The 20,513-nt window shown below is 57.2% G+C and carries 22 protein-coding genes; 10 read left to right on the forward strand and 12 right to left on the reverse strand.

The annotated features are described in order from the left end of the window. Positions 1-5: 5 nt before the first annotated feature. The 4 genes from AC6BYQ_RS09635 to AC6BYQ_RS09650 all read right to left on the reverse strand — a co-directional run bounded on the left by AC6BYQ_RS09635 (position 6) and on the right by AC6BYQ_RS09650 (position 4,002). A complete protein-coding gene (locus AC6BYQ_RS09635; RefSeq protein ID WP_498056781.1) occupies positions 6-1,280 on the reverse strand; it encodes a lactonase family protein in 1,275 nt (424 codons plus the stop codon). Positions 1,281-1,300: 20 nt separating this feature from the next. Continuing rightward, positions 1,301-2,101: a helix-turn-helix domain-containing protein gene (locus AC6BYQ_RS09640; RefSeq protein ID WP_432524593.1), complete on the reverse strand. Its 801-nt coding sequence runs from the start codon at positions 2,099-2,101 to the stop codon at positions 1,301-1,303. 706 nt (positions 2,102-2,807) lie between these two features. Continuing rightward, positions 2,808-3,029: a hypothetical protein gene (locus tag AC6BYQ_RS09645; RefSeq protein ID WP_019453795.1), complete on the reverse strand. Its 222-nt coding sequence runs from the start codon at positions 3,027-3,029 to the stop codon at positions 2,808-2,810. A gap of 1 nt (position 3,030) precedes the next feature. Beyond that, complete coding sequence (locus AC6BYQ_RS09650; RefSeq protein WP_498056782.1) at positions 3,031-4,002, reverse strand: hypothetical protein; 972 nt, start codon at positions 4,000-4,002, stop codon at positions 3,031-3,033. Between the two features lie 227 nt (positions 4,003-4,229). Here AC6BYQ_RS09650 and AC6BYQ_RS09655 point away from each other — a divergent pair, with 227 nt between their 5' ends. The 3 genes from AC6BYQ_RS09655 to dsdC all read left to right on the forward strand — a co-directional run bounded on the left by AC6BYQ_RS09655 (position 4,230) and on the right by dsdC (position 7,419). Continuing rightward, the gene (locus tag AC6BYQ_RS09655; protein ID WP_498056783.1) at positions 4,230-5,726 is read left to right on the forward strand and encodes a helix-turn-helix transcriptional regulator; all 1,497 of its coding nucleotides are present in this window, start codon (positions 4,230-4,232) and stop codon (positions 5,724-5,726) included. A gap of 131 nt (positions 5,727-5,857) precedes the next feature. Beyond that, positions 5,858-6,112, forward strand: a complete 255-nt coding sequence (locus tag AC6BYQ_RS09660) for a CsbD family protein (protein ID WP_498056784.1) — start codon at positions 5,858-5,860, stop codon at positions 6,110-6,112. Between the two features lie 377 nt (positions 6,113-6,489). Continuing rightward, complete coding sequence (dsdC, locus tag AC6BYQ_RS09665; RefSeq protein ID WP_498056785.1) at positions 6,490-7,419, forward strand: DNA-binding transcriptional regulator DsdC; 930 nt, start codon at positions 6,490-6,492, stop codon at positions 7,417-7,419. 11 nt (positions 7,420-7,430) lie between these two features. Here dsdC and AC6BYQ_RS09670 read toward each other — a convergent pair whose 3' ends face one another. From AC6BYQ_RS09670 to AC6BYQ_RS09680, 3 genes are read right to left on the reverse strand one after another with little or no spacing between them, the layout of a single operon-like run. Further along, positions 7,431-7,733 (reverse strand): hypothetical protein, encoded by a 303-nt coding sequence (locus tag AC6BYQ_RS09670; protein ID WP_198636268.1) that lies wholly within the window; start codon positions 7,731-7,733, stop codon positions 7,431-7,433. Positions 7,734-7,736: 3 nt separating this feature from the next. Continuing rightward, entirely contained in the window at positions 7,737-8,660 is a 924-nt protein-coding gene (locus tag AC6BYQ_RS09675; RefSeq protein WP_498056786.1) for a DMT family transporter, read from the reverse strand. A 45-nt stretch (positions 8,661-8,705) separates the two neighbouring features. Then, entirely contained in the window at positions 8,706-8,996 is a 291-nt protein-coding gene (locus tag AC6BYQ_RS09680; RefSeq protein ID WP_074055769.1) for a hypothetical protein, read from the reverse strand. Between the two features lie 404 nt (positions 8,997-9,400). Here AC6BYQ_RS09680 and AC6BYQ_RS09685 point away from each other — a divergent pair, with 404 nt between their 5' ends. After that, entirely contained in the window at positions 9,401-10,546 is a 1,146-nt protein-coding gene (locus AC6BYQ_RS09685; RefSeq protein ID WP_019453803.1) for a porin, read from the forward strand. 57 nt (positions 10,547-10,603) lie between these two features. On the opposite strand, the gene mltB is transcribed toward AC6BYQ_RS09685, so the two are convergent. Further along, positions 10,604-11,692 (reverse strand): lytic murein transglycosylase B, encoded by a 1,089-nt coding sequence (gene mltB / locus AC6BYQ_RS09690; RefSeq protein WP_019453804.1) that lies wholly within the window; start codon positions 11,690-11,692, stop codon positions 10,604-10,606. 292 nt (positions 11,693-11,984) lie between these two features. Here mltB and AC6BYQ_RS09695 point away from each other — a divergent pair, with 292 nt between their 5' ends. From AC6BYQ_RS09695 to ypdK, 3 genes are all read left to right on the forward strand, one after another. Next, entirely contained in the window at positions 11,985-12,437 is a 453-nt protein-coding gene (locus AC6BYQ_RS09695) for a DUF805 domain-containing protein (protein ID WP_498056787.1), read from the forward strand. 75 nt (positions 12,438-12,512) lie between these two features. Beyond that, the gene (locus AC6BYQ_RS09700) at positions 12,513-12,950 is read left to right on the forward strand and encodes a type II toxin-antitoxin system HicB family antitoxin (RefSeq protein ID WP_498056788.1); all 438 of its coding nucleotides are present in this window, start codon (positions 12,513-12,515) and stop codon (positions 12,948-12,950) included. Positions 12,951-13,507: 557 nt separating this feature from the next. Next, entirely contained in the window at positions 13,508-13,582 is a 75-nt protein-coding gene (ypdK, locus tag AC6BYQ_RS09705; RefSeq protein ID WP_099782600.1) for a membrane protein YpdK, read from the forward strand. A gap of 55 nt (positions 13,583-13,637) precedes the next feature. Here the strand turns inward: ypdK and AC6BYQ_RS09710 are convergent, their stop codons facing one another. The 3 genes from AC6BYQ_RS09710 to AC6BYQ_RS09720 form a co-directional block, all read right to left on the reverse strand. Continuing rightward, on the reverse strand, positions 13,638-14,162 hold the full coding sequence (locus AC6BYQ_RS09710; RefSeq protein WP_019453811.1) for a cytochrome b: 525 nt from the start codon (positions 14,160-14,162) through the stop codon (positions 13,638-13,640). Between the two features lie 111 nt (positions 14,163-14,273). Next, positions 14,274-15,503, reverse strand: coding sequence for an alanine transaminase (gene alaC, locus AC6BYQ_RS09715; protein ID WP_019453812.1), 1,230 nt, complete (start codon positions 15,501-15,503; stop codon positions 14,274-14,276). A gap of 119 nt (positions 15,504-15,622) precedes the next feature. Next, entirely contained in the window at positions 15,623-16,162 is a 540-nt protein-coding gene (locus tag AC6BYQ_RS09720; protein ID WP_498056789.1) for a GNAT family N-acetyltransferase, read from the reverse strand. Positions 16,163-16,330: 168 nt separating this feature from the next. Between AC6BYQ_RS09720 and AC6BYQ_RS09725 the strand changes: the two genes are divergently transcribed. From AC6BYQ_RS09725 to AC6BYQ_RS09735, 3 genes are all read left to right on the forward strand, one after another. Then, positions 16,331-17,575, forward strand: a complete 1,245-nt coding sequence (locus AC6BYQ_RS09725) for a DUF1479 domain-containing protein (protein WP_197668096.1) — start codon at positions 16,331-16,333, stop codon at positions 17,573-17,575. 92 nt (positions 17,576-17,667) lie between these two features. Continuing rightward, on the forward strand, positions 17,668-19,359 hold the full coding sequence (locus AC6BYQ_RS09730; protein WP_063919813.1) for a sensor histidine kinase: 1,692 nt from the start codon (positions 17,668-17,670) through the stop codon (positions 19,357-19,359). Continuing rightward, positions 19,356-20,090 (forward strand): LytR/AlgR family response regulator transcription factor, encoded by a 735-nt coding sequence (locus tag AC6BYQ_RS09735; protein WP_019453816.1) that lies wholly within the window; start codon positions 19,356-19,358, stop codon positions 20,088-20,090. The genes AC6BYQ_RS09730 and AC6BYQ_RS09735 overlap by 4 nt, the downstream gene beginning before the upstream one ends. Before the next feature lie 4 nt (positions 20,091-20,094). Here the strand turns inward: AC6BYQ_RS09735 and AC6BYQ_RS09740 are convergent, their stop codons facing one another. Next, positions 20,095-20,427, reverse strand: a complete 333-nt coding sequence (locus AC6BYQ_RS09740; RefSeq protein ID WP_019453817.1) for a DUF2502 domain-containing protein — start codon at positions 20,425-20,427, stop codon at positions 20,095-20,097. Positions 20,428-20,513: the final 86 nt, after the last annotated feature.

The raw sequence follows: 20,513 nt of genomic DNA on the forward strand, positions 1-20,513 counted from the left end.
TGGCGTTAATTAAAAAACTTGATATCCGTCGGCGTTGAGATCGTCGCCGCCTCCCCCCTGGCCTGCAACCTGCCCGTCTCATCATCGAAATCGAACAGGGTCACGGTATTGGTGAATACATTCGTGGCATAGAGGTAGCCGCCTCCGGCATCGAACGCGAGCGCACGCGGTTCAATGCCGCCGGCTTGATAGCGCGCCGGCGCGCCTGGCAGACCATTCTCGGCAATGCTTAATACCAGCAGTTGATTATCGCTGCCACGATTGGTGGCAATAAGATATTTTCCGCTCGGGCTAAGGATAATGGCTCCGCCGCTTTTAAATTCCGCCGAGTCCTGCCCACCGTTCAGCTTCACTTTCCCCAGCGGCGTCAATCGATGGTCGTTGACGGCAAACGCCTCGATGTCGCCCGCCATTTCGGTGATGACATAGGCATATTCGCCTTGCGGCGAGAACACCATGTGCCGTGGACCGGCGCCGGGTGCAAAGCTGACATCGCGCGAGGCATCCGCCTGCAACGGCTGCGCGCTATCCGAACGGTAGCGATAGGCGTGCAGCTTGTCCCCGCCAAGATCCGCCGCATACAGATAGTTGCCATCGCGGCTGAAGGTGGTGGAGTGCGCATGGCCCCCTTCCTGACGCCCCTGCACGGCGCCGGAACCTGATGTAAACGGATAATGCTGCACGGACTCACCCAGCTTGCCGTCGCCGCCAATCGGCAATGCCGTCACGCCCGCGCCACCTTGAGTGACGGAGTAGTTGGCGACAAACAGATACCGGCCATCCGGGCTGAGTGTGGCATGCGTCGGCTGCCGGCCTGCACTGTTCACCGTATTCAGTACCCGGACGGCGCCGTCTTGGCCTATCGCCAACGCGGTCACCGTTCCCGCGTCCTCTTCATTGGTGACATAGGCAAAACGGCCATCGCGAGATTTTACGATCCACGACGGGCTTTTCATCTTAATCACATCGAGCGGCGTTAACGTGCCGTCGCCATTCACCGCCAGGCGATAGAGCCCTTCACTGGGATGCGCCGGTTTCTGCACCGCCGGCGCATCTGGAATATGGGTCCAGGTTCCGACCAACGCTATTTTCTGATGTTCCTGCTTATTTGCCATCGCATTTCCTGAAAACATGAAAAAAATTAACACCACCGTAAATTTAATGGCCTGCTGGCCTAAACCGGCAACCCTTGTTCGGCCAGGCGCAGGTAATGTAAAAGGTAGCATAAAGTGAACCTGTTGGCGTTTATTAATCGGGTCGAGGCTTTTTTCTTTATTCATGATGTCTTCTTGCCTTATCACTAGGTTACAGGAATAAGTATATCGACATTGATAACATTACCATTTAAATTATCTTGTCTATATAACTCGATAAAAAAGCTCTCCCGCATTTTGACATTGATAGCCGGCAGATAGATGTCGTATATTCCTTCGAAAAATTTAACGTACTCTGACAACTCCCCCATAAAGGGGATGACAATATATCTACCCATAGGAATATAAAAATTAAAAATGGAATGAAAAACCTCTGGTTCCTTGCTGCTGGAATGCCATTTATGGCTCCTGTTCTTTTCGACATTACACACCCCTCGCTGCTTGCTTAACCATTTCTCATTGGTCTGTGCAATGTCACTGGCATCTCTGTATTTTCTTATAGAATGAAAAATTAGTGCCTTGTAATGCTTTAACATCTCAATGTCATCCGGCATGACCGCGTGGTAGAAATAGGGTTTCTTGTCGTTGCCATATGGCGGGATCTGCATGGAAAAATCCCACCCCCGGCTGTTCCTGAAGCTGTTGGGCGTTTCGCCGAAGAAACGTTTGAATGCCCGCGTGTAACATTGCTGAGAGGCAAACCCGGATGCCAGGGCAACATCCAATATATTTCCTTGGTGCTGTTTGAGCAGAATAGCAGAGCGACTCAGTTTTCTATTCCTTATATAAGTCCCGAGCGTTATGCCAAAATAATGCTTAAACAGCCGTTGCAAATGCCATTTAGAGTAGCCTGAAATAATGGAAACCTTTTCAACTGACAGCCCCTCGACAATATTCTTCTCCATATACTCCAACACCTGTACAAGAATATCTTTTCTGTAATCCATATGTGCTCCTTGCCTTTATAAGATTTGCGTCCTTTTTATTAAAATCGTTAACCAAACAAACCAAGTCATTAAGATTAATCCTAAAAAAAATCACCCTGCCAATTCATTTTTTACGGCATAGGAAAAACTATCGCATAAATACCTGAAAATGATCATGTTATATAAATCCCGCCATGGGAAACCCATAAAACAAAATCAAGCCATGTAAAATGCACTCATCAAAGATGCACTTGCCACACCTGGTGGAATCACACTTTTTGTTAATTGTTTTACCTTAAAGTGTTTTTTTACAGCCGGACTGCATGGCCGAATAGGAATTTCATCATCACAAATGAAAACGCATTTTATAGTTTGGCCCGCCGATAAATATTACTGCGACCGATATGTAAAAGGATGATCGTCAGTCAAAGAAAACGAGAGAGGTAAGCTCAGGAATTGAACGTTGTTCTCAATAATCTCGCGTCGCAATAGCACATTTCTTTTTTATCGTTCCAGCGCAGAGAAAACGGATGTTTTAACCAACCTTGCTCGATGCCCTGTTTTACAAACCACGCCCATAGGGAGCCACGTCCACTCCCGTGAACCACACACCTCTCCCCCGGTAAAATACCGAGCCGACTCGCCCCGTGCCTTGTCGCCAGAACGGCCTACGGCCCCAAACAAAAAGCCCAGCACGTGAGGCTGGGCTTTTCATTCAACAAATGGATTAATCAGTCAGGTTATCGATCTCTGCCGATCGGTGTTTACGCAACAGATACAGCAGCAAAGATACTCGTCGTTCGGTGCGTTCCGGGGTATCCGGTGGCAGGTTGTAGCGCAAGGTGTAGCGCTCGTTGTTCTCGTTGCAAAAATCGATGACGAGCACGGGGGCTGACGCCCCCGCCACTTTTCGATAATTCAGCGAGATGCACGACAGGTTTTTCTTCATCTCAACTTACCGCGACGGTACGACGGGTGGATTCAGCAATCCGCCCCACGCCCGCGCTCAGCGCGGCGCCCAACAGCAGCACCAACAGGGAGCCCCATGCGGCGCGAGACAGCTGTTTGGCCGCTTCATCGGCCGCTTCGCGCGCCTTTTGTTCGGCCTGCGCCTTGAGTTTTTCCACTTTTTGCACCGCCTGCTGGTAAGCCTGAGCGTAGTTATCGACGATTTGGCTCGCTTCGTCGCGGCTCTTCCCGGTGCGCGCGGCAACGATATTCACCAGCGCGTTCTTATCGACGGCGCTCAGCGTCGGCTCACCGGACTGTTTGACGCGTTCGAACCACTGCTTAAGCTCGGTGGCGGCCTGCGCAGGATCGGCAGCGGCATCCATGGCTGATTGTTTGCCGTCAGCGGCCACCCGATCGGCCTTCTGTTCCAACCGCGCAGGATCCAACTCCGGCTTGCCGGTCTGCTTAAGCGTGGCGTTCAACTGGTTTTCCAGACTTCCCCAGTCCAGGCTGATGCCGTTTTTATCCAGCTGTTGCTTGAGGCCTTCGCCCACGTTTGGCGCCGCCGCCGCCAGGCCGCTGCCCGCCAGCGAAAGCCCCTTGCCCACCGCGCTGCCCGCCAGTCCAACCACGCCACTTGCCAATGAAACCATCAGCCAGGTGGTCAGCAAGGTGGTGATAGACCAGCTCAGCAGGCCATGCAAGCCGCCGCGGTTCGGCGCGGTGCGCCCGGCGACGAACGCGCCAGCGGCCAGCGCCGCCAGCGTTGAAACCAGCAGCCAGATGCCGGTGCCGGTGCCAAAGCCGCTCAGCGGATTGCCCTGTTGCATCATATCCACGGCCTGGGCGCCAATAGCCGTACCCAGCACGCTGAATATCAGATAAGTCACCAGCGCCACGGCACTCCCGGCCAATATCGAGCCCCATGACACCTGAAACGCAAAGCGATTTGATTCATAGACAGTGGTCATCGTTGTTCCTTATATTTTCTGGACAAGTGATTGCACGCACGGCGGATAACCGCGCAGACAAATTCAGTCTGCCGCGCGGCGTCGTCGGCCGTCCCGGTTCATTTGCGCCAGAATGACTAGTGCATTCACACCCTGCGAATTCGCACGTTATGCACTAAGCTGCTCAGCGAGTAGCGTAATCTGCGGCCCCCGCCAGAGGCCGCCCCCTTCTGTCTAGCGGAGAATCCATGAGCCAATCCGTCCTCGCCAGCGAAACCCAGCGCGGCCACCTGCAGCAAATCATCTCCGGCTTGTCCGACGGCGTGATCCTGACGGATACCGAGCAAACCCTTCTCTGGGCCAACGAGGCCGCGCTCGCCATGCATGGCGTGGGTCATCAGAAAGCCCTGGGGGCCAATGCCGGCGAGTACGCGGCGCGTTTTGCCCTGCGCTATCGCAACAATCATCCGCTGGCGCTGGAACAGTACCCGCTGAGCCGGGTTGCCGATGGCGAGACCTTTACCGATGTGGTGGTGGAAGTTCGGCGGTTAGACGATCCGGACAGCTTCTGGGTGCACCGCCTGCGGAGCCTGATCGTCACCGATCCGCAGGGGCAGCCGGAGCTGCTGGCGCTGATCCTGAGCGATGCTACCGAGTGGGCCAGCGCGGAGCAGCGTTTTGAAAAAACCTTCAACGCCAACCCGGCGCCGGCGGTCATCTGTCGGCTAAGCGACCTGCGCTACGTCAAGGTCAATCAAGGGTTTCTGGATATGACCGGTTATCAACGCGAACAGGTCATGGGCCGTTCGGTTTATGAAGTGGATGTCCTGGAACAAGCGGAGCACAAAGAGCTGGCGGTACAGCGCCTGGGAGAAGGCGCCACCATTCCGCAGATGGAGGCCGAGCTGAAACTGCCCGGTGGCGGAAGCAAGCTGGTGGTGGTTGCCGGCCAACCATTGGACTTCAATGAAGACGATTGCATGCTATTCACATTCACCGATCTCGAACCCCGACGCCAGGCTGAATCGGCGCTGCGAGAAAGCGAAGAGCGATTCGCCAAGGCATTTCGCCTGAGCCCGGTGCCAACGCTACTGTGCACCGCAGACGAGCGGCGCATGCTGGATGTCAACGAAGCCTTCACCCGCACCACCGAGTACGAGGCCGAAGCCTTGATCGGCAAGACGGTCGATGAGATCCAGTTTATTGACGATCCCGAGGCAAGCCGCCGGCTGTTTGCCGCCCTGGAAAAAGGCGGTAACGTCGAAGGGCTGGACATCCAGGTGCGCAAGAAAGGGAGTGAGCTGATCGACTGCGTGGCCTCGGCGGACGCCATCAGCATCCACAATGCGCCCTGTTATCTGTTGGTCTTGATGGACATTACCGAACGCAAACGCTCGGAGCTGGAGCTGGTGAGCGCCATCGAAGAAGTGATGCAGGACGCTTCCTGGTTCAGCCAAACCCTGATCGAAAAACTGGCTAACGTGAAAAGCATCAACCGGCCCGACCAGGCCAGATTTAACGCCAGCGATCTCACGCCGCGCGAGCGCGATGTGCTGGAATTGATTTGCGAGGGGCTGCCGGACAAGAAAATCGCGGCGCGTCTCAATCTGGCGCTCAACACCATTCGCAACCATGTCGCGACGGTCTATTCCAAACTGGGTGTGCATAGCCGCAGCGAAGCCATCGTCTGGGCCAGAGAACGCGGGCTGTTTACCGGTGGGCCGAGCGCCAGGAACAGCAAGTAGCCTGCAAATGCACTATCCGCACCGATGCAAACGCCCCTTATAGGCACCCGATGTAGTGCATAACATGGAAATGCAAATGCAAGCTTTCGCCCTGTGCGGAAGCCAAACGGATCGAACCTTAGGAGCGCATCATGATGAACAGCGAAAAAGCCGATGGCATGATAGAGAAAGTGGCGGGCAAAGCGCAGGAAATGGCGGGCGACGTTACCGGAAACGAACGTTTGCAAGCCGAAGGCGCCACGCGCTATGCAGCGGGCGCGCTGCAAGAAAAATACGGCGAAGCCCTGAGCTGTGCCGGCAGCATAATGAAGAAAAACCCGATCGTCGCGTTGGCTTTGATTGCCGGCGCAGGCCTATTGACCGGCCTGCTGCTGCGCCGCCGTTGATGCGCGCCGACGAGCAAACCGCTTTTCACTGAATGCCGGGCCCGGTGGGTAGCCATCAGGCCCGGTCCTCTCGGCCACAGAGCAAACACAGCGGGTGCGCCGAATTATCATAGTGAAGCCGCTATATCCCTCATAGATAGGCGTATTTAGTCGCCGCTTAACCGCAGCCATGTTATTTTACTCACCGATTCCCGACGCTCATCGTCTTCTCACCCCAAGCCATCCGCCCGTTATTTACGGTCCTGAGGCAATAAATCAGCTTACCCTCAGCATCACTGAAATCGTCAGTTTAACATCCGAATATATTCACCAACCTGGGTTTATCCCTTTCTCCATTAAATGTTAGTATCGCTGCATTGCGCGCACGGAGAAATAACATGTTCCCCAGTAGAAAATATTCACAACGGGCCACCCCGCTGACCAGCTATCAATTTTCCCGGCTGCATACTTTCGAATGCGTCGCCCGTCATTTATCTTTTGCGCTGGCGGCGCAAGAATTGTCGATCACCCCCAGCGCCGTGAGCCATCGCATTAATTTGCTCGAAAAGGAGTTGGGCTTTCTGCTATTCCAGCGTTTTCATCGCAGAATTACCCTGACGCCGGAAGGTGAGCGCATGCAATGGGCGCTGGACAGTTCCTTCAACACTTTGAATCAGGAAATTCTGGATATCAAAAATCGCGAGTTGACGGGGACATTGACGCTCTACTCGCACCCATCCCTGGTGCAATGTCTGCTGCTGCCGCGCATCGGCGACTTTATCGCCCAACACCCCACCATTCACCTCAATATTCTGACCGGGCAAGAGATCATCAACCTGGCCAACCGTGGCGTGGACCTGGCGATGTACTTCGGCAAACTGCCCTCTGGGCGGCATCTGGACGAAGCCTTTATGCAGGAATCAATGGTGCCGATCTGCACCCCGCAGTACGCCGCCGCGCATAATCTGTACGACGCGCCGGAAAACCTGGCCCACTGCACATTGCTGCACGATCGCTACAATTCCGGCGAAGATGAATGGCAGACCTGGTCGCAACACTTTGCGCTGGGGTTGGATACCGACAGCAAAAGCATGGAGTTCGACCGCTCCGATCTTGCGGTGCTGGCCGCCACGCGGCACCTTGGCGTCGCCATGGGGCGGCTCAATCTGGTGCAGGATTGGATCAAAAGCGGTGAGCTGATCATCCCGTTCAGCAATATGACCGTGCCCTGTGAGCACTGCTATTTTACCTCGACCATCTCCGAACGGCAGTGGCCGAAAATCCTCGCCTTTAAACAGTGGATCATGAAGACCTTTCCTCTGACCTGACGGCCAGAGGCTTATTTCCATATGTTGGGGGAATAAGAGAAGTGCAGCGCACAGGCATAAATGCGCCCGTCTTTTGAATAGGAGATATATTTCCGATTTTTATCCCAGGCAAGCAGGGAATTATTGGCAAAGTAATAAACTTCCAACGCCATCCCGTTAGCCAACTTTGACCAGCCTCGGCTTCTTATTACGGTCAAATCGCCGTTATCGCTGAGCGTAATCAGCGGCACGCCCCAGGCATAGCGAGATATTTGCAGTTGAATAATGAATTGGCTTTCGCAGCTTATTTGGTAGTTCTGTACATCAACATCCATAATTTATATTTTTGGTGCCACCCTTCGGTCAACATAAATAAGATATGAGCAACTCACCACGACTAGCCCCAGCACGATCAGCACAGCACCCAATACAAACTCAATTTGCAGCGGTTCGCCGAGAATGACGACACCCGCCAGGATACCGAATACCGGGGTCATAAAGGTAAGAATGCCCAGCGAAGAAGCCTGATAGCGGCGCAACAGTGAAAACCAGATCAGGTAGCTGAAAAACGACACGATCACCGTTTGGAACAGCAAACTGCTCCAGACCACCGTGCTCATGACGGCGTGCAAATTGCCCGTCGCTATCGCCAGCAGCGACAGCAGCACGCAGGCGCCCGTCAACTGAAACAGCAGCGTCTGTTTGGCGGGGCACTCCGCCAGACGGGTGGTGCGAATCACCAGAGTAGAACCGCCCCAGGCGATCCCCGCCAGCAGGCCGTAGAGATCGCCTTTCAGCCGCTCGGCACCGCCGCTTTCCCCGGCCATGCCCGACATGGCCAGCACCACGCCGCCAAAGGCGATGAGCATGCCAAACCACTGCATCGGCGACAGGCGCTCCTGATGAATAAGAAAATGCAGGCCAAGCGCGGAAAACAGCGGCGCGGTGTACAAAAACACCGCCATATGTGAAGCACTGGTGTAACGCAGCCCCTCGGAGACAAAAAAGAACTCCAGCGCAAACAATCCCCCCACGCTCAAACCGGCGCACAGCGTAGCGCGATCCCAGGTGAAGCGTTCGCCGCGGCAGCGCGCCAGCAGATAAACCCCCAGCGCGGCGAGACCCGAGCGAATGGCAATCTGCAGCACCGCCGACATGTCCGACTCTGCCGCCTTGATCGCCACCTGCTGCATCCCCCAGATGGCGCATAGCATCACCATGGCGGCGGCAGCTCTGCCGTCGATACCAATTCTTGCATTCATAATAAGTTCTCGCCGCCGTTGGAATAATAACAGGCTGCCGTCGTCTTATTCTTTATAAACCACGATTTCCTGATAAAGTTTAATAACCTCACCATCGCTGTCTACGGCGTCGGTATATTCGGTTTGCTGCGCCAAATGAATCACTTTCCATCCTTTACGCGCCAGTTCAGGGATCGTCAGGCGCCCCACGCCGCGGCAGGTAAACAGGGTATCGTCGGACAGCCTGAGTTTGCTAACCTCAGCATAATCATAAGCTTGAGAATGGCAAACGTGCGACTCCGCCGCCATCGCCGGTAATGAAAACAACCCCACTAACAACATTAACAGGTTTCTCATGGCGACCTCCCAATCGCTTATTTATCCCGACCGATTACGCAGCCAAAGGCCAACGTTAATACGGCGGTGACAGGCTAAAATCAATTATCTCTTGCACGGTTGAAATTACAGGCAGGCGCCGGTGGCTGACAAATGAAAAATATAAACCTTGGCGTTAAATGAATTCATCCAAGCGGAGAGGCATGCATAGCGCCCGTTTTCGCCGCACGAAATGGTCAAAAACCGGCCAATAATTAGCAAGAAAAGTAATTATTTATCTCGTCGTTTATGTTACAAATGCCGCCCGCCGCGAAAACACTAAAAAACACCGTCAAAATGCGCAAAAACGCAGCTTTTTGCGCAAAACATCGGCATGGCGGCGCTGATGGGGGCGGTCATACATAAAACAGGGATAACACATGGCAATGAAATTGCGCGTAGTGACTCAGGCAGTGGCGCTGGGTCTGGCGATCGGCAGTGCGTCGTTCGCCGCTCAGGCGGAAATCACCCTGCTGAAGCAAGATCCGCAGGCCGGCGATCCGCTCAGCCGCCTGAACTTCACCGTTGGCGGCAGCATCCGTCCGCAGTTCAACAACATGACGGGCGACGGTGACAAGGGCTCCTACAAGCGTAACGGCTTCGACGGCGGCACCCGTTTCCGTTTCGCGGCGGACTACTACCTGTTCGACGATATCAGCTGGATCAGCTACTACGAGCTGGGTGTGAACATTCCGGCGCTGTTTGACTGGGATCATCACTATGCCGACGGCGCGCGAAACACCAGCCGCCGCATGCTGTATACCGGCCTGAAGAGCAAAACCTGGGGACAGATGACCTTCGGCCAGCAGAACAGCGTTTACTATGATGTCGTCGGTGCCAAAACCGACATCTGGGACTACGACATGCTGGCTCAGGCGCCGGGCAACGGCATCAACGGCGACTACGACGGCTCTTACCGTTCACGCAAAATGCTGAAGTACAAAAATAGCTTCGGCGATGCGGACGTTTACGCTTCGTACCTGTTCAGCGACAGCGACTACCTGCCGGGCAACGGCCTGCGCTATAAGCGCAAAGGCGGCGGCTCACTAGGCGTGGATTACCACATTACTCAGGATCTGACCTGGGGCACCGCCTGGAACTACACCCGCGCCGAAATGCGCAACCCGTCCACCAGCGGCAGCAAAAGCTACGACCAGAACATCGTCGGCACCGCCATCAGCTGGAAACCGGACAACTGGACGCTGACCTTCGGCGGCGGTTACTACCACGACTTCCTGACCACCAAGAAAGCCGACATCAACAATTACTTCGCCGGCGACGCGTGGGGCATCGAGTACCTGGCCGGTTATACCGTGCCGGTTGGTCAGTACGCGGTGAAATCGGTGATGCCGTACTTCATGGGCGATCGCCTGGAATACGTCACCGGCCGCAACTACCAGCGCATCGACAACGGCCTCGGGGTTACCGTGCAGTTTGACTACGGCTTCCGCGTTGACGTAGAGCATGTGCTGACATCGAGCACCGACAACCTCGGCGATATGACCGTGGTGCGTCTGCGCTACGACTTCTGATTGCTCAGAACGTAAAAAAGGCCGCGCAAGCGGCCTTTTTCGTTGATTGAAGCAGCGTCAGAAACCGCCGCGCGCCGAGCGCCCAACCGCTTCGCCCAACTGCCACACCGCCATGGCGTAGTGGGTGCTGTGGTTATAGCGGGTGATGACGTAGAAGTTCGGCAAGCCGTACCAATACTGGTAGCCGGTGCCAACGTCCAGCCGCAGCAGGCTGGCCTCCTGATTATCGCCGAGCGAACCCTGTGGGCTTAGGCCGGCTTCCGCCAGCGCGGCAACCGAATAGCGAGTCTTGAAGCCGTTTTCCAGCCCCGGCGCCTGGCCGTTGGCCTGGATGGCGACCGGTTCGCCTTTGGACCACCCGTGCGCCTTGAAGTAATTGGCCACGCTGCCGATGGCATCGACCGGATCCCACAGGTTGATATGACCATCGCCGTTAAAGTCGACCGCATAGCTTTTGAAGGAGGAAGGCATGAACTGCCCGTAGCCCATCGCGCCGGCGAAGGAGCCACGCAGCTCGAGCGGATCGTCGCCTTCGGTGCGCGACATCAGCAGGAAGGTTTCCAGCTCACCGGCGAAGTAATCGGCGCGGCGCGGATAGTCAAAGGCCAGCGTCGCCAACGCATCGATAATGCGGGTTTTACCCATTACGCGGCCCCAGCGGGTCTCCACGCCGATAATCCCCACGATGATCTCCGGCGGCACGCCGTACACCTGCCAGGCACGCTGCAGCGCATCCTGATATTGGTTCCAGAACACCACGCCGTTCTGCACGTTATCCGGCGTAATAAATTTGTTGCGATAGCGCAGCCAGGAGCCATTCGGCCCGGTTGGCCCCTGGGTAGACGGCGTCGGCGCTTGCCTGTCCATCAGCCGCAGCACCGAATCCAATCGTCGGGCCTGCGCCAGCACATCGTGCAGCTGCTGCCGATCAAAGCCGTGTTCCTGCACCATCTTATCGATAAAGCGTGCGGTATTCGGGTTATTGGCGAAATCCCCACCCAGCGGCGCGCCGCTGTGCGCCGGGCTCAGCAAAAAGCCGCCTTTTACCGGGGCGTTCTGCGGCGTAGCGGTGGTACTGGGTTTCGGCGTGCTGCTACAGGCAGCAAGCAAGGTAATCAGCGGTAAAAGCGCAACCAGGTGACGCATCGGATATCCATATAGCCATGCAAGAGATAAGTGAGAGTTATGTTAATGCATTGTTCGGTGCGAACAAACAGGATTATGTCGCCAATTACCGCCTCAGGTAGCCAAACGTGCCAAATTGTGACGTTTTGCGCGGTGAAAGGACGCCCGAGGCGGTCACGCTGAATCTCAACCGCGACTAAATGATAATAATTATCACCTTGACGCTCCCGGTTACCCGGATAAAATGCCCCGCTGTTTGCCCTGCTTACCGCCAGACGGCGATTCATCGCCATTATCGCGACAACGGACTGTTATGGAATCTCTCGGACAACTCGCTAAAGACCTCTATCGCGGGCGCGTCTCGCGCAAAACCTTTATTTTTTCGCTGGCCATCTTCGCCATCGGCATCGCGCTGCTGTCGTTTCTGTCGACCTATCTGGACAAAAATCATTTTCGCGCCCATGCACACAGCGATACCGCCGAATTCGTCGCGGTGCTGCTGTATCTGCTGTGCATTATGGTGTGGGCGCTGTTCTGCTTCGGTCTGGTGACGTGGTTCATGGCCAAAACCGCGTTCCGGTTCAACGATATCGGTCTGCCCGGTTGGGCGCTGGCCGTGGCGTGCTATGTGTGTTCGGTGCTGAACAATTACTCTCCCGGCCCGCTGGCCCGCTGGCTGCCGCTGTTCAGTCTGGCGGGGATGATCTGCGCCCTGCTGTTGCCGCCCGACGGGTTGCGCCGCAAGCCGGGAGAAGAGACCGATTGAGCGCCCAGAACGCTGGTCATCCGCCGGCCATATCGTCACAATAGCGCCTCATTCAGGTTTCAATCAGGGATTGCCATGTACAGCCACTACCCCGCCCATTACACCTTCGATAGCGACAGCGACGCCTGGCAGATCGGTTTCCACGACTTCCCCGAGTGGCAATCGGCCTGCTATAAACGCGAAGACGTCGAGCTGGAAGCGCAGGAAAGCCTGCTGGCCGCCATCGCCGCCGCGATGGACGAAGGGCTGCCCCTGCCCGCCCCTTCCCCTCTGCAAACCGATGACTTGAGGGTACACCTGCCGGCGCTGGTGGCGCTGAAGATCGAACTGCACAACGCCATGTTGCGCAAAAACATCGGCAAAGCGGCGCTAGCGCGCCAGCTGGGCTTCAATAGCGGGCAAATGGAGCGGTTGCTGGATATCGGCTACGCCTCGAAGGTTGAAGCGCTGGAACAGGCGCTGTATCTGTTGGGCTATGAAGTGCGCGTGACAATAAGCGAAGTTTGCCAATAAGTTAGCTGCAGGTAAGCAAAATATTATCCGCAAGGGCTAAATTTTCCCCAGTTGGCGCCGATGTGATCGTTACCTAATCACTTGTCGCAACAACGAAGGCTAAAAATGGAGTGGAGTCGCCGTCATATTTGGGCCGTTATTCTGCTGTCTTGTCTCGTTTTTTGGGCCATTTTGGTGACCGGCATCAACGCCCTCGCCTGAGCGCCTGCCACCGCATTGCCACCCCCCGATTTTGCAGCCCGCCACGGCGGGCTACTTCCTGTCGCTTGCCGATGAAAAGCGTTATAAAACAGCACAAGCAGGTCAAAAAACAGCCAAAAATTGTGATCAAAAACACAGTATTGAAATCAGACCAGTATTGAGAGTACATTAGCGCCGATCCTGTCGCGGTTCAGATTTTACCTCACGGAGCATGAGGCGCGACAACCGGACAACTCGCGCTCGAGGACGTTGTTCTTTCGCTTGGAAGAACCCGCCCGACAAGCTGGTTGCCCATAAAATACTCAGCACAACAATCGGGATCATTGCTGGCGAGGACTCCAGACAGGAGTTGTTCAGTGAAATATTTTTTGATGGGCGTGTCATTCATGCTGGTTGCCTGGGTTGGCACCTTCATGTTGATGGTTGCCTGACCAGGAATACAGCCAAAGGGACGCGCAAGCGTCCCTTTGTCGTTTCAGTCTACGATTATTTTCCCGGCATCATGCGGCGCAGGGTGTCGTCCTTACGCAGGTAGTGGTGATACAGCGCCGCCAGCGCATGCGCGCCAATGATAAAGTAGCCGATGTTGGCCAACGTCTCATGCACCGTTTTGACCAACTTGCGCATCACCGGATCCGGCGTCACCCATTGCGGTACCGGCCATCCCAGCAACGTCCACGATTTTCCGCCGTAGGCCAGGGTTAACATCCCCAGCAGCGGCAACATCAGGAACACCACGTACAGCAGCCAATGGAAGATCTTGGCACCCACTTCCTGCCATTCGGCCAACGGCGGCGTGGTCGGCGGCGCCGCGTGAAAGGTGCGCACCGCCAATCGAATCAGCATCAGGGCAAAGACCGACACCCCAAAGTTAAAGTGCAGATTTTTGACCATCGGCGCCCACTCGTCCGGCACCGAATCCTTCAGCAACATCGCCGCATAGGTGAGGATCACCATCAGCAACGTCAGCCAATGTAAAACGATTTGCGATCGCGCGTAGCGGTTGCTCATACACTCTGTCCAAAAAATAAAACTCAGCGTAGTCGAGCATAATGGGGAAATAATGAAGAAAACCTTGGGACGGAAAAAAATAAGGCCGGGCGAGCGCCCGGCCTGACGGGATTATTTGGCGCCGCCGCCTTTGCCCGGCTTCAGCAGCCCGTCTGCGCGGAACATCGCCTTGATGCCGCGCACCGCCTGGCGAATGCGGTCCTGATTCTCGATCAGCGCGAAACGCACATGCGTATCGCCGTAATCGCCGAAGCCGATGCCCGGCGAGACGCAAACCTTGGCTTCCGCCAGCAGGCGCTTGGCGAACTCCAGCGAGCCGAGGTGGGCATAAGGTTCGGGAATTTTCGCCCACACGTACATCGACGCCTTCGGATTTTCCACCATCCAGCCAGCCTCATGCAGCCCCTTCACCAGCACGTTGCGGCGCTGCCGATACTGTTCGGCGATATCGCGCACGCACTGCTGATCGCCTTCCAGCGCGGCGATGGCCGCCACCTGCAGCGGCGTGAAGGTGCCGTAGTCGTGATAACTTTTGATGCGCGCCAACGCGCTGACCAGCTCGGGGTTACCGACCATAAAACCGATGCGCCAGCCGGCCATGTTGTAGCTTTTCGACAGGGTGAAGAACTCCACCGCAATGTCTTTCGCCCCCGGCACCTGCATGATCGACGGCGCTTTCCAGCCGTCATAGACGATGTCGGCATAGGCCAGATCGTGGATCACCAGCACGTTGTACTGCTTGGCCAGCGCCACCACCCGTTCGAAGAAATCCAGCTCCACGCACTGCGCGGTCGGGTTGGACGGGAAGCCGAGGATCATCATTTTCGGACGCGGAATGGTTTCCCGAATGGCGCGCTCCAGCTCACCGAAGAAATCCACGCCGTCCACCAGCGGCACCGAACGCACCTGTGCGCCGGCGATCACCGCGCCGTAAATGTGGATCGGGTAGCTGGGGTTCGGCACCAGCACGGTATCGCCGTGATCGAGGGTCGCCAGCATCAGGTGCGCCAGCCCCTCTTTCGAGCCGATGGTGACGATGGCTTCGCTTTCCGGATCGATATCCACCTGATAACGATCGGCATACCAGCGCGAGATGGCGCGGCGCAGGCGCGGAATGCCACGCGAGGTGGAGTAACCGTGGGTGTCGTCGCGCTGGGCGACGGCGCACAGTTTTTCCACGATGTGCGGCGGCGTCGGGCCGTCGGGGTTACCCATGCTGAAGTCGATAATATCCTCGCCGCGACGGCGTGCGGCCATCTTCAGTTCGGCGGTGATGTTGAATACGTAAGGGGGAAGGCGTTCAATGCGCGTGAAACGGCGCTGTGGACTGTTATCAGCCATAGGGGATTCCTCGATAAACGTTAGCGCCCGGACCGTCCGAGCGACGCTGGCCAGCGAACTGACCGAATATCGAACATAGCGCAGCGCCGACGAGCTTGTCGATACCCGGCGCGATATTTTTATTTGCCGCCCTGAAACTCCGCCGCCAGCAGCCCGAACAGCCAGTCGTCGCGCCACTCTCCCGCCAGGCGGAAGTTATCGCGCAGCGTGCCTTCCAACTGAAAACCGCACGACTCCAGCAGACCGCGCGAGGCGAGGTTGCCGGAGGTCACGGTAGCGGTCAGCTTGTGAAAACCGCAGGCGTTCACCGCAAAATCCAGCACCGCCCGCAGCGACTCCTTGCCATAGCCCTTGCCCTGCCCGGCAGGCAAACTGCCGTATCCCACCTCCGCTTGCCGATACGGCAGCCACTGCGGGCGAAAGCCGGTAATGCCCACCGCCTCCCCGCTGTGCTTCTCACGCATCACCAGGCACAGCCACTGATCGCCGTGTTTGTCCCAGGCCGGCAGCCGTGCATCGAAACGCTCGCGGATCGCCACTTCGCTGAGCGGATCGGCGATATAGCGGATCACCTCAGGATCCTGGTAAAGGCGCAGAAACAGCGGCCAATCCTCGGCGGTTATCGACTGTAAGTGCAGACGTTCAGTGACCAGCTTCATAAAATCTCCGAAAAACGAAAAAGAGGAACTTACGAATGAAAGATATCTCTTTATTTTCCCCGATTGGTTGCCGATAATCATTCACGTTAAAACCACAAAACCATAACGTCTTGCCCGATTCCCTACAACTGCCCGCCGCAGTCACTCACGCGGCACCAGGAGAACACCATGGCCTCTTTAGTCATCGACGATATTCCGCAGGCGATTGTTAACGTCAAGCGCCAGCTGCGCCAGGCATTGCCGAACTACCGCGAAGTCTTTCAGGCGCTGGAAGAGAACATCCGCGGCCAAGTCGAACAGATCCGACGCGAGCTGGCCGCCGGCCACAATCCGGTGCCGCAGATCGACGCGGAAGATATCCTGCAGCAACGCGTCAGCGAGCAGCAGATAGCGCTGATCAAGCAGCGCGGCGCCTGCGCCATTCGCGGCGTGTTTCCGCGCGCCAAAGCCGAGGGCTGGAATCGCGAAATCGGCGACTACCTCGAGCGCAACAACTTCGTCGAGCGGTTGAAAAACGCCGCCGAAGACAACTATTTCGGCAAGCTGGCCGCCAGCAAGCCGCAAATTTACGGCATCTATTGGTCGAAACCGCAGGTTGAAGCGCGGCAGGATGCGCGCATGCACGCAGTGCAGGTGTTCCTCAACAGCCTGTGGGCCACCGAGAGCAACGGCAAACAGCATTTCGATCCGACCCGCGTCGCCACCTACGCCGATCGCACCCGCCGCCGCCCGCCGAACTCCTCGTCGCTGGGCCTGTCGCCGCACGTCGACAGCGGCACCATCGAGCGCTGGCTGGACGAAAACTTCCGCTATGTGTATCGCCACGTGTTCTCCGGCGACTGGCAGCAGTACGACCCCTTCGCCGCCGACGGCCGCACCGAGGTGCGCGAGATAGCCTCCCCGGCGGTCTGCTCGATGTTCCGCACCTTCCAGGGCTGGACGGCGCTGACGCCGCAGCGCACCAACGCCGGCACGCTGAACCTGGTGCCGATCGCCAACGCCATGGCCTATGTGCTGCTGCGCGCGCTGCAGGACGACGTCGCCGACGACGATCTGTGCGATGCGGCGCCGGGCCGCGCGCTGTCGATCTCGGAAAAATGGCATCCCCTTTTATTAAGTGGGATTTCCCCTATTCCCGACCTGGAGCCGGGCGACACGGTATTTTGGCATTGCGACGTGATCCACGCGGTGGAGAACGAGCATAACGGCGAGTTCGACAGCAACGTGATGTACATCGCCGCCGCGCCGGGCTGCGCGAAAAACGACGCCTACCTGCAGCGCCAACTGCCGAGCTTTATCGACGGCAGAACGCCGCCGGACTTCGCTCCCGACGACTTCGAAGTGGATTTTGACGGCCGCGCCACCGCCGATCTGCTGACGCCGCTGGGCAAAACGCAGCTCGGCATGCGCTGACCGCCGGCCTGAGCCACGGGCCTTTCTCGCTGTGGTATACTGCCGCCATCCGTAGGCCGCAGCGAGAACCCGTCGTGCACCCTTTTTTTGAAATGCTGTTGGCGGTGTTTGATCGCGCCGCGCTGATGTTGATCTGTCTGTTTTTCCTGACCCGCACCCGGCTGTTCCGCCAACTGCTGCAAAAAGAAGATCATACGCCGCTCGAACTCGGCATCGTCACGGCGATCTTCTCGCTGTTTGCGCTGTTCAGCACCTACTCCGGCATCAACGTTGAGGGATCGCTGGTCAACGTGCGCGTCATCGCCATCATGGCCGGCGGCATCCTGTTCGGCCCCTGGGTGGGGATCGTCACCGGCATCATCGCCGGCGTGCACCGCTACCTGATCGACATCGGCGGCATCACCTCGGTGCCCTGCCTTATCACCAGCATCATCGCCGGCATCAGCGCCGGCTACATCAATCTCAAGGTGAAAAAAGAGCAGCGCTGGCGCGCCGGCATCGTCGGCGGCATGCTGTGCGAATCCCTCACCATGCTGCTGATCGTGCTGTGGGCCAAACCGACCGAGCTCGGGCTGGATATCGTGTCGCAGATTGCCCTGCCGATGATCCTCGGCACGGTGTGCATCGGCCTGATCGTGCTGCTGGTGCAGAGCGTCGAGGATGAAAAAGAGGTGATCGCCGCGCGTCAGGCCAAGCTGGCGCTGGATATCGCCCACAAGACGCTGCCCTATTTCCGCAATATCAACAGCGAATCGCTGGCCACCATCTGCGATATCATCCGCCAGGACATCCGCGCCGATGCGGTGGCGATCACCGATACCCATCAGGTGCTGGCCTACGTTGGCGTGGGGCGCGAAGCCTACCCGATCGGCCGCGAAGGGCTGAGCCGCGTCACCCGCGAAAGCATTCGCCACGGCAAAATCATCATCAAGAACAACCTGGAAAACCCGGCCGCGCCGCAGATCCATTCGCAGCTGGTGGTGCCGCTGTGGGAAAAAGGCGAAGTGACCGGCGCGCTGAAGATTTACTACTGCCACGCCCACCAGATCACCAACACGCTGAAGGTGATGGCGGTCGGGCTGTCGCAAATCATCTCCACGCAGATGGAGGTTTCCCGCATCGAGCACCTGCGCCAGATGGCGGACAAGGCCGAAATGCGCGCGCTGCAGAGCAAAATTAACCCGCACTTCCTGTTCAACGCGCTGAACGCCATCTCTTCCTCTATCCGGCTGAATCCGGACACCGCGCGCCAGCTGATCATCAACCTGTCGCGCTACCTGCGCTACAACCTGGAGCTGAACGACGAGCTGATCGATATCCGCAAGGAACTGCACCAGATTCAGGACTATATCGCCATCGAACAGGCGCGCTTCGGCGCCAAGCTGACGGTGATTTACGACATCGACGACGACGTCTCGGTGCGCATTCCAAGCCTGTTGATCCAGCCGCTGGTGGAGAACGCCATCGTGCACGGCATCCAGCCCTGCAAGGGGAAAGGGGTGGTGGTGATCGCGGTGAAAGATCAGGGCGACCGGGTGAAAATTTCGGTGAAGGACACCGGCCACGGCATCAACCAGGACACCATCGACCGGGTGGCGCGCAACGAGATGCCGGGCCACAATATCGGCCTGCTCAACGTGCATCATCGCGTGTCGTTGCTGTACGGTGAAGGCTTGCATATTCGCCGCCTGGAACCGGGCACCGAAATCGCGTTTTACATCAGCAAAAACGGCGGCAAACTGCATCAGGAACCGAGCGCGCCGCCGATCGGGGAGGCCTCATGAAAGCCATTATCGTGGAAGACGAATTCCTCGCGCAGGAAGAACTCAGCTACCTGATCAAGAAACACAGCAACATCGATATCGTCGCCACCTTTGAGGATGGCCTCGATGTCCTCAAATACCTGCAGACGCACCAGGTCGACGCCATTTTTCTCGACATCAACATCCCGTCCCTGGACGGCGTGCTGCTGGCGCAAAACATCAGCAAGTTCGCCCATCGGCCGTCGATCGTGTTCATCACCGCCTATAAAGAGCACGCGGTGGAAGCCTTCGAGATAGAGGCGTTCGACTATATCCTCAAGCCTTATCACGAAGCGCGCATCGTCACCATGCTGCAAAAGCTGGAGGCATTGCATCAACGCCCCGCCGGCGCGGCCGAGCCGGCCAGCGCGCCGAGCCGCGGCAGCCACAGCATCAACCTGATCAAAGACGAGCGGATCATCGTTACCGACATCAACGATATCTATTACGCCGCCGCCGATGAAAAGGTGACGCGGGTCTATACCCGCCGGGAAGAGTTCGTGATGCCGATGAACATCACCGAGTTTTACGGCCGGCTGCCGGAAGAGCATTTCTTCCGCTGCCACCGCTCTTACTGCGTTAACCTGGCGAAGATCCGCGAGATCGTCCCCTGGTTCAACAATACCTACATTCTGCGGCTGAGCGATCTCGAGTTTGAAGTGCCGGTCAGCCGCAGCAAGGTGAAAGAGTTCCGCAAGCTGATGCGCCTGTAAGCGCTTACCAGCGCGGGCCCGGACGGTAGTAATAGCCCGGCGGCGGCGGTGGCGGCATGCGGTAATGCGGCCGATCGCGCCAGTCGCGCGGCGGCGGCCCGTAGTAGATCACCCGTGGCGGAGGGCCATAGTAGTAACCGCGCGGGCGTTCATACCGGTGGTGATCGGCCCACCAGCGCGGATCGCGCCAGCGATAGCCGTCCCAGTAGTGGCCGCGATTGTCGCGATCGCCGATATGCAACGACAGGCCCGGCACGTTCACGCCGATGGACACATCGGCCTGGCTCGCCAGCGGCAGCGCCAACAGCGCAGCCAGTAACAACAGCGTTTTTTTCATTTCATGGACTCCTGCAGAGCGGACCTTGTCCGATCGCAGATAACATAGTCCCGCGCTCACCGCCGCTCTATAGGCGCAATGCCGAT

It is taken from the genome of Serratia sp. LTN-2 (assembly GCF_059740205.1).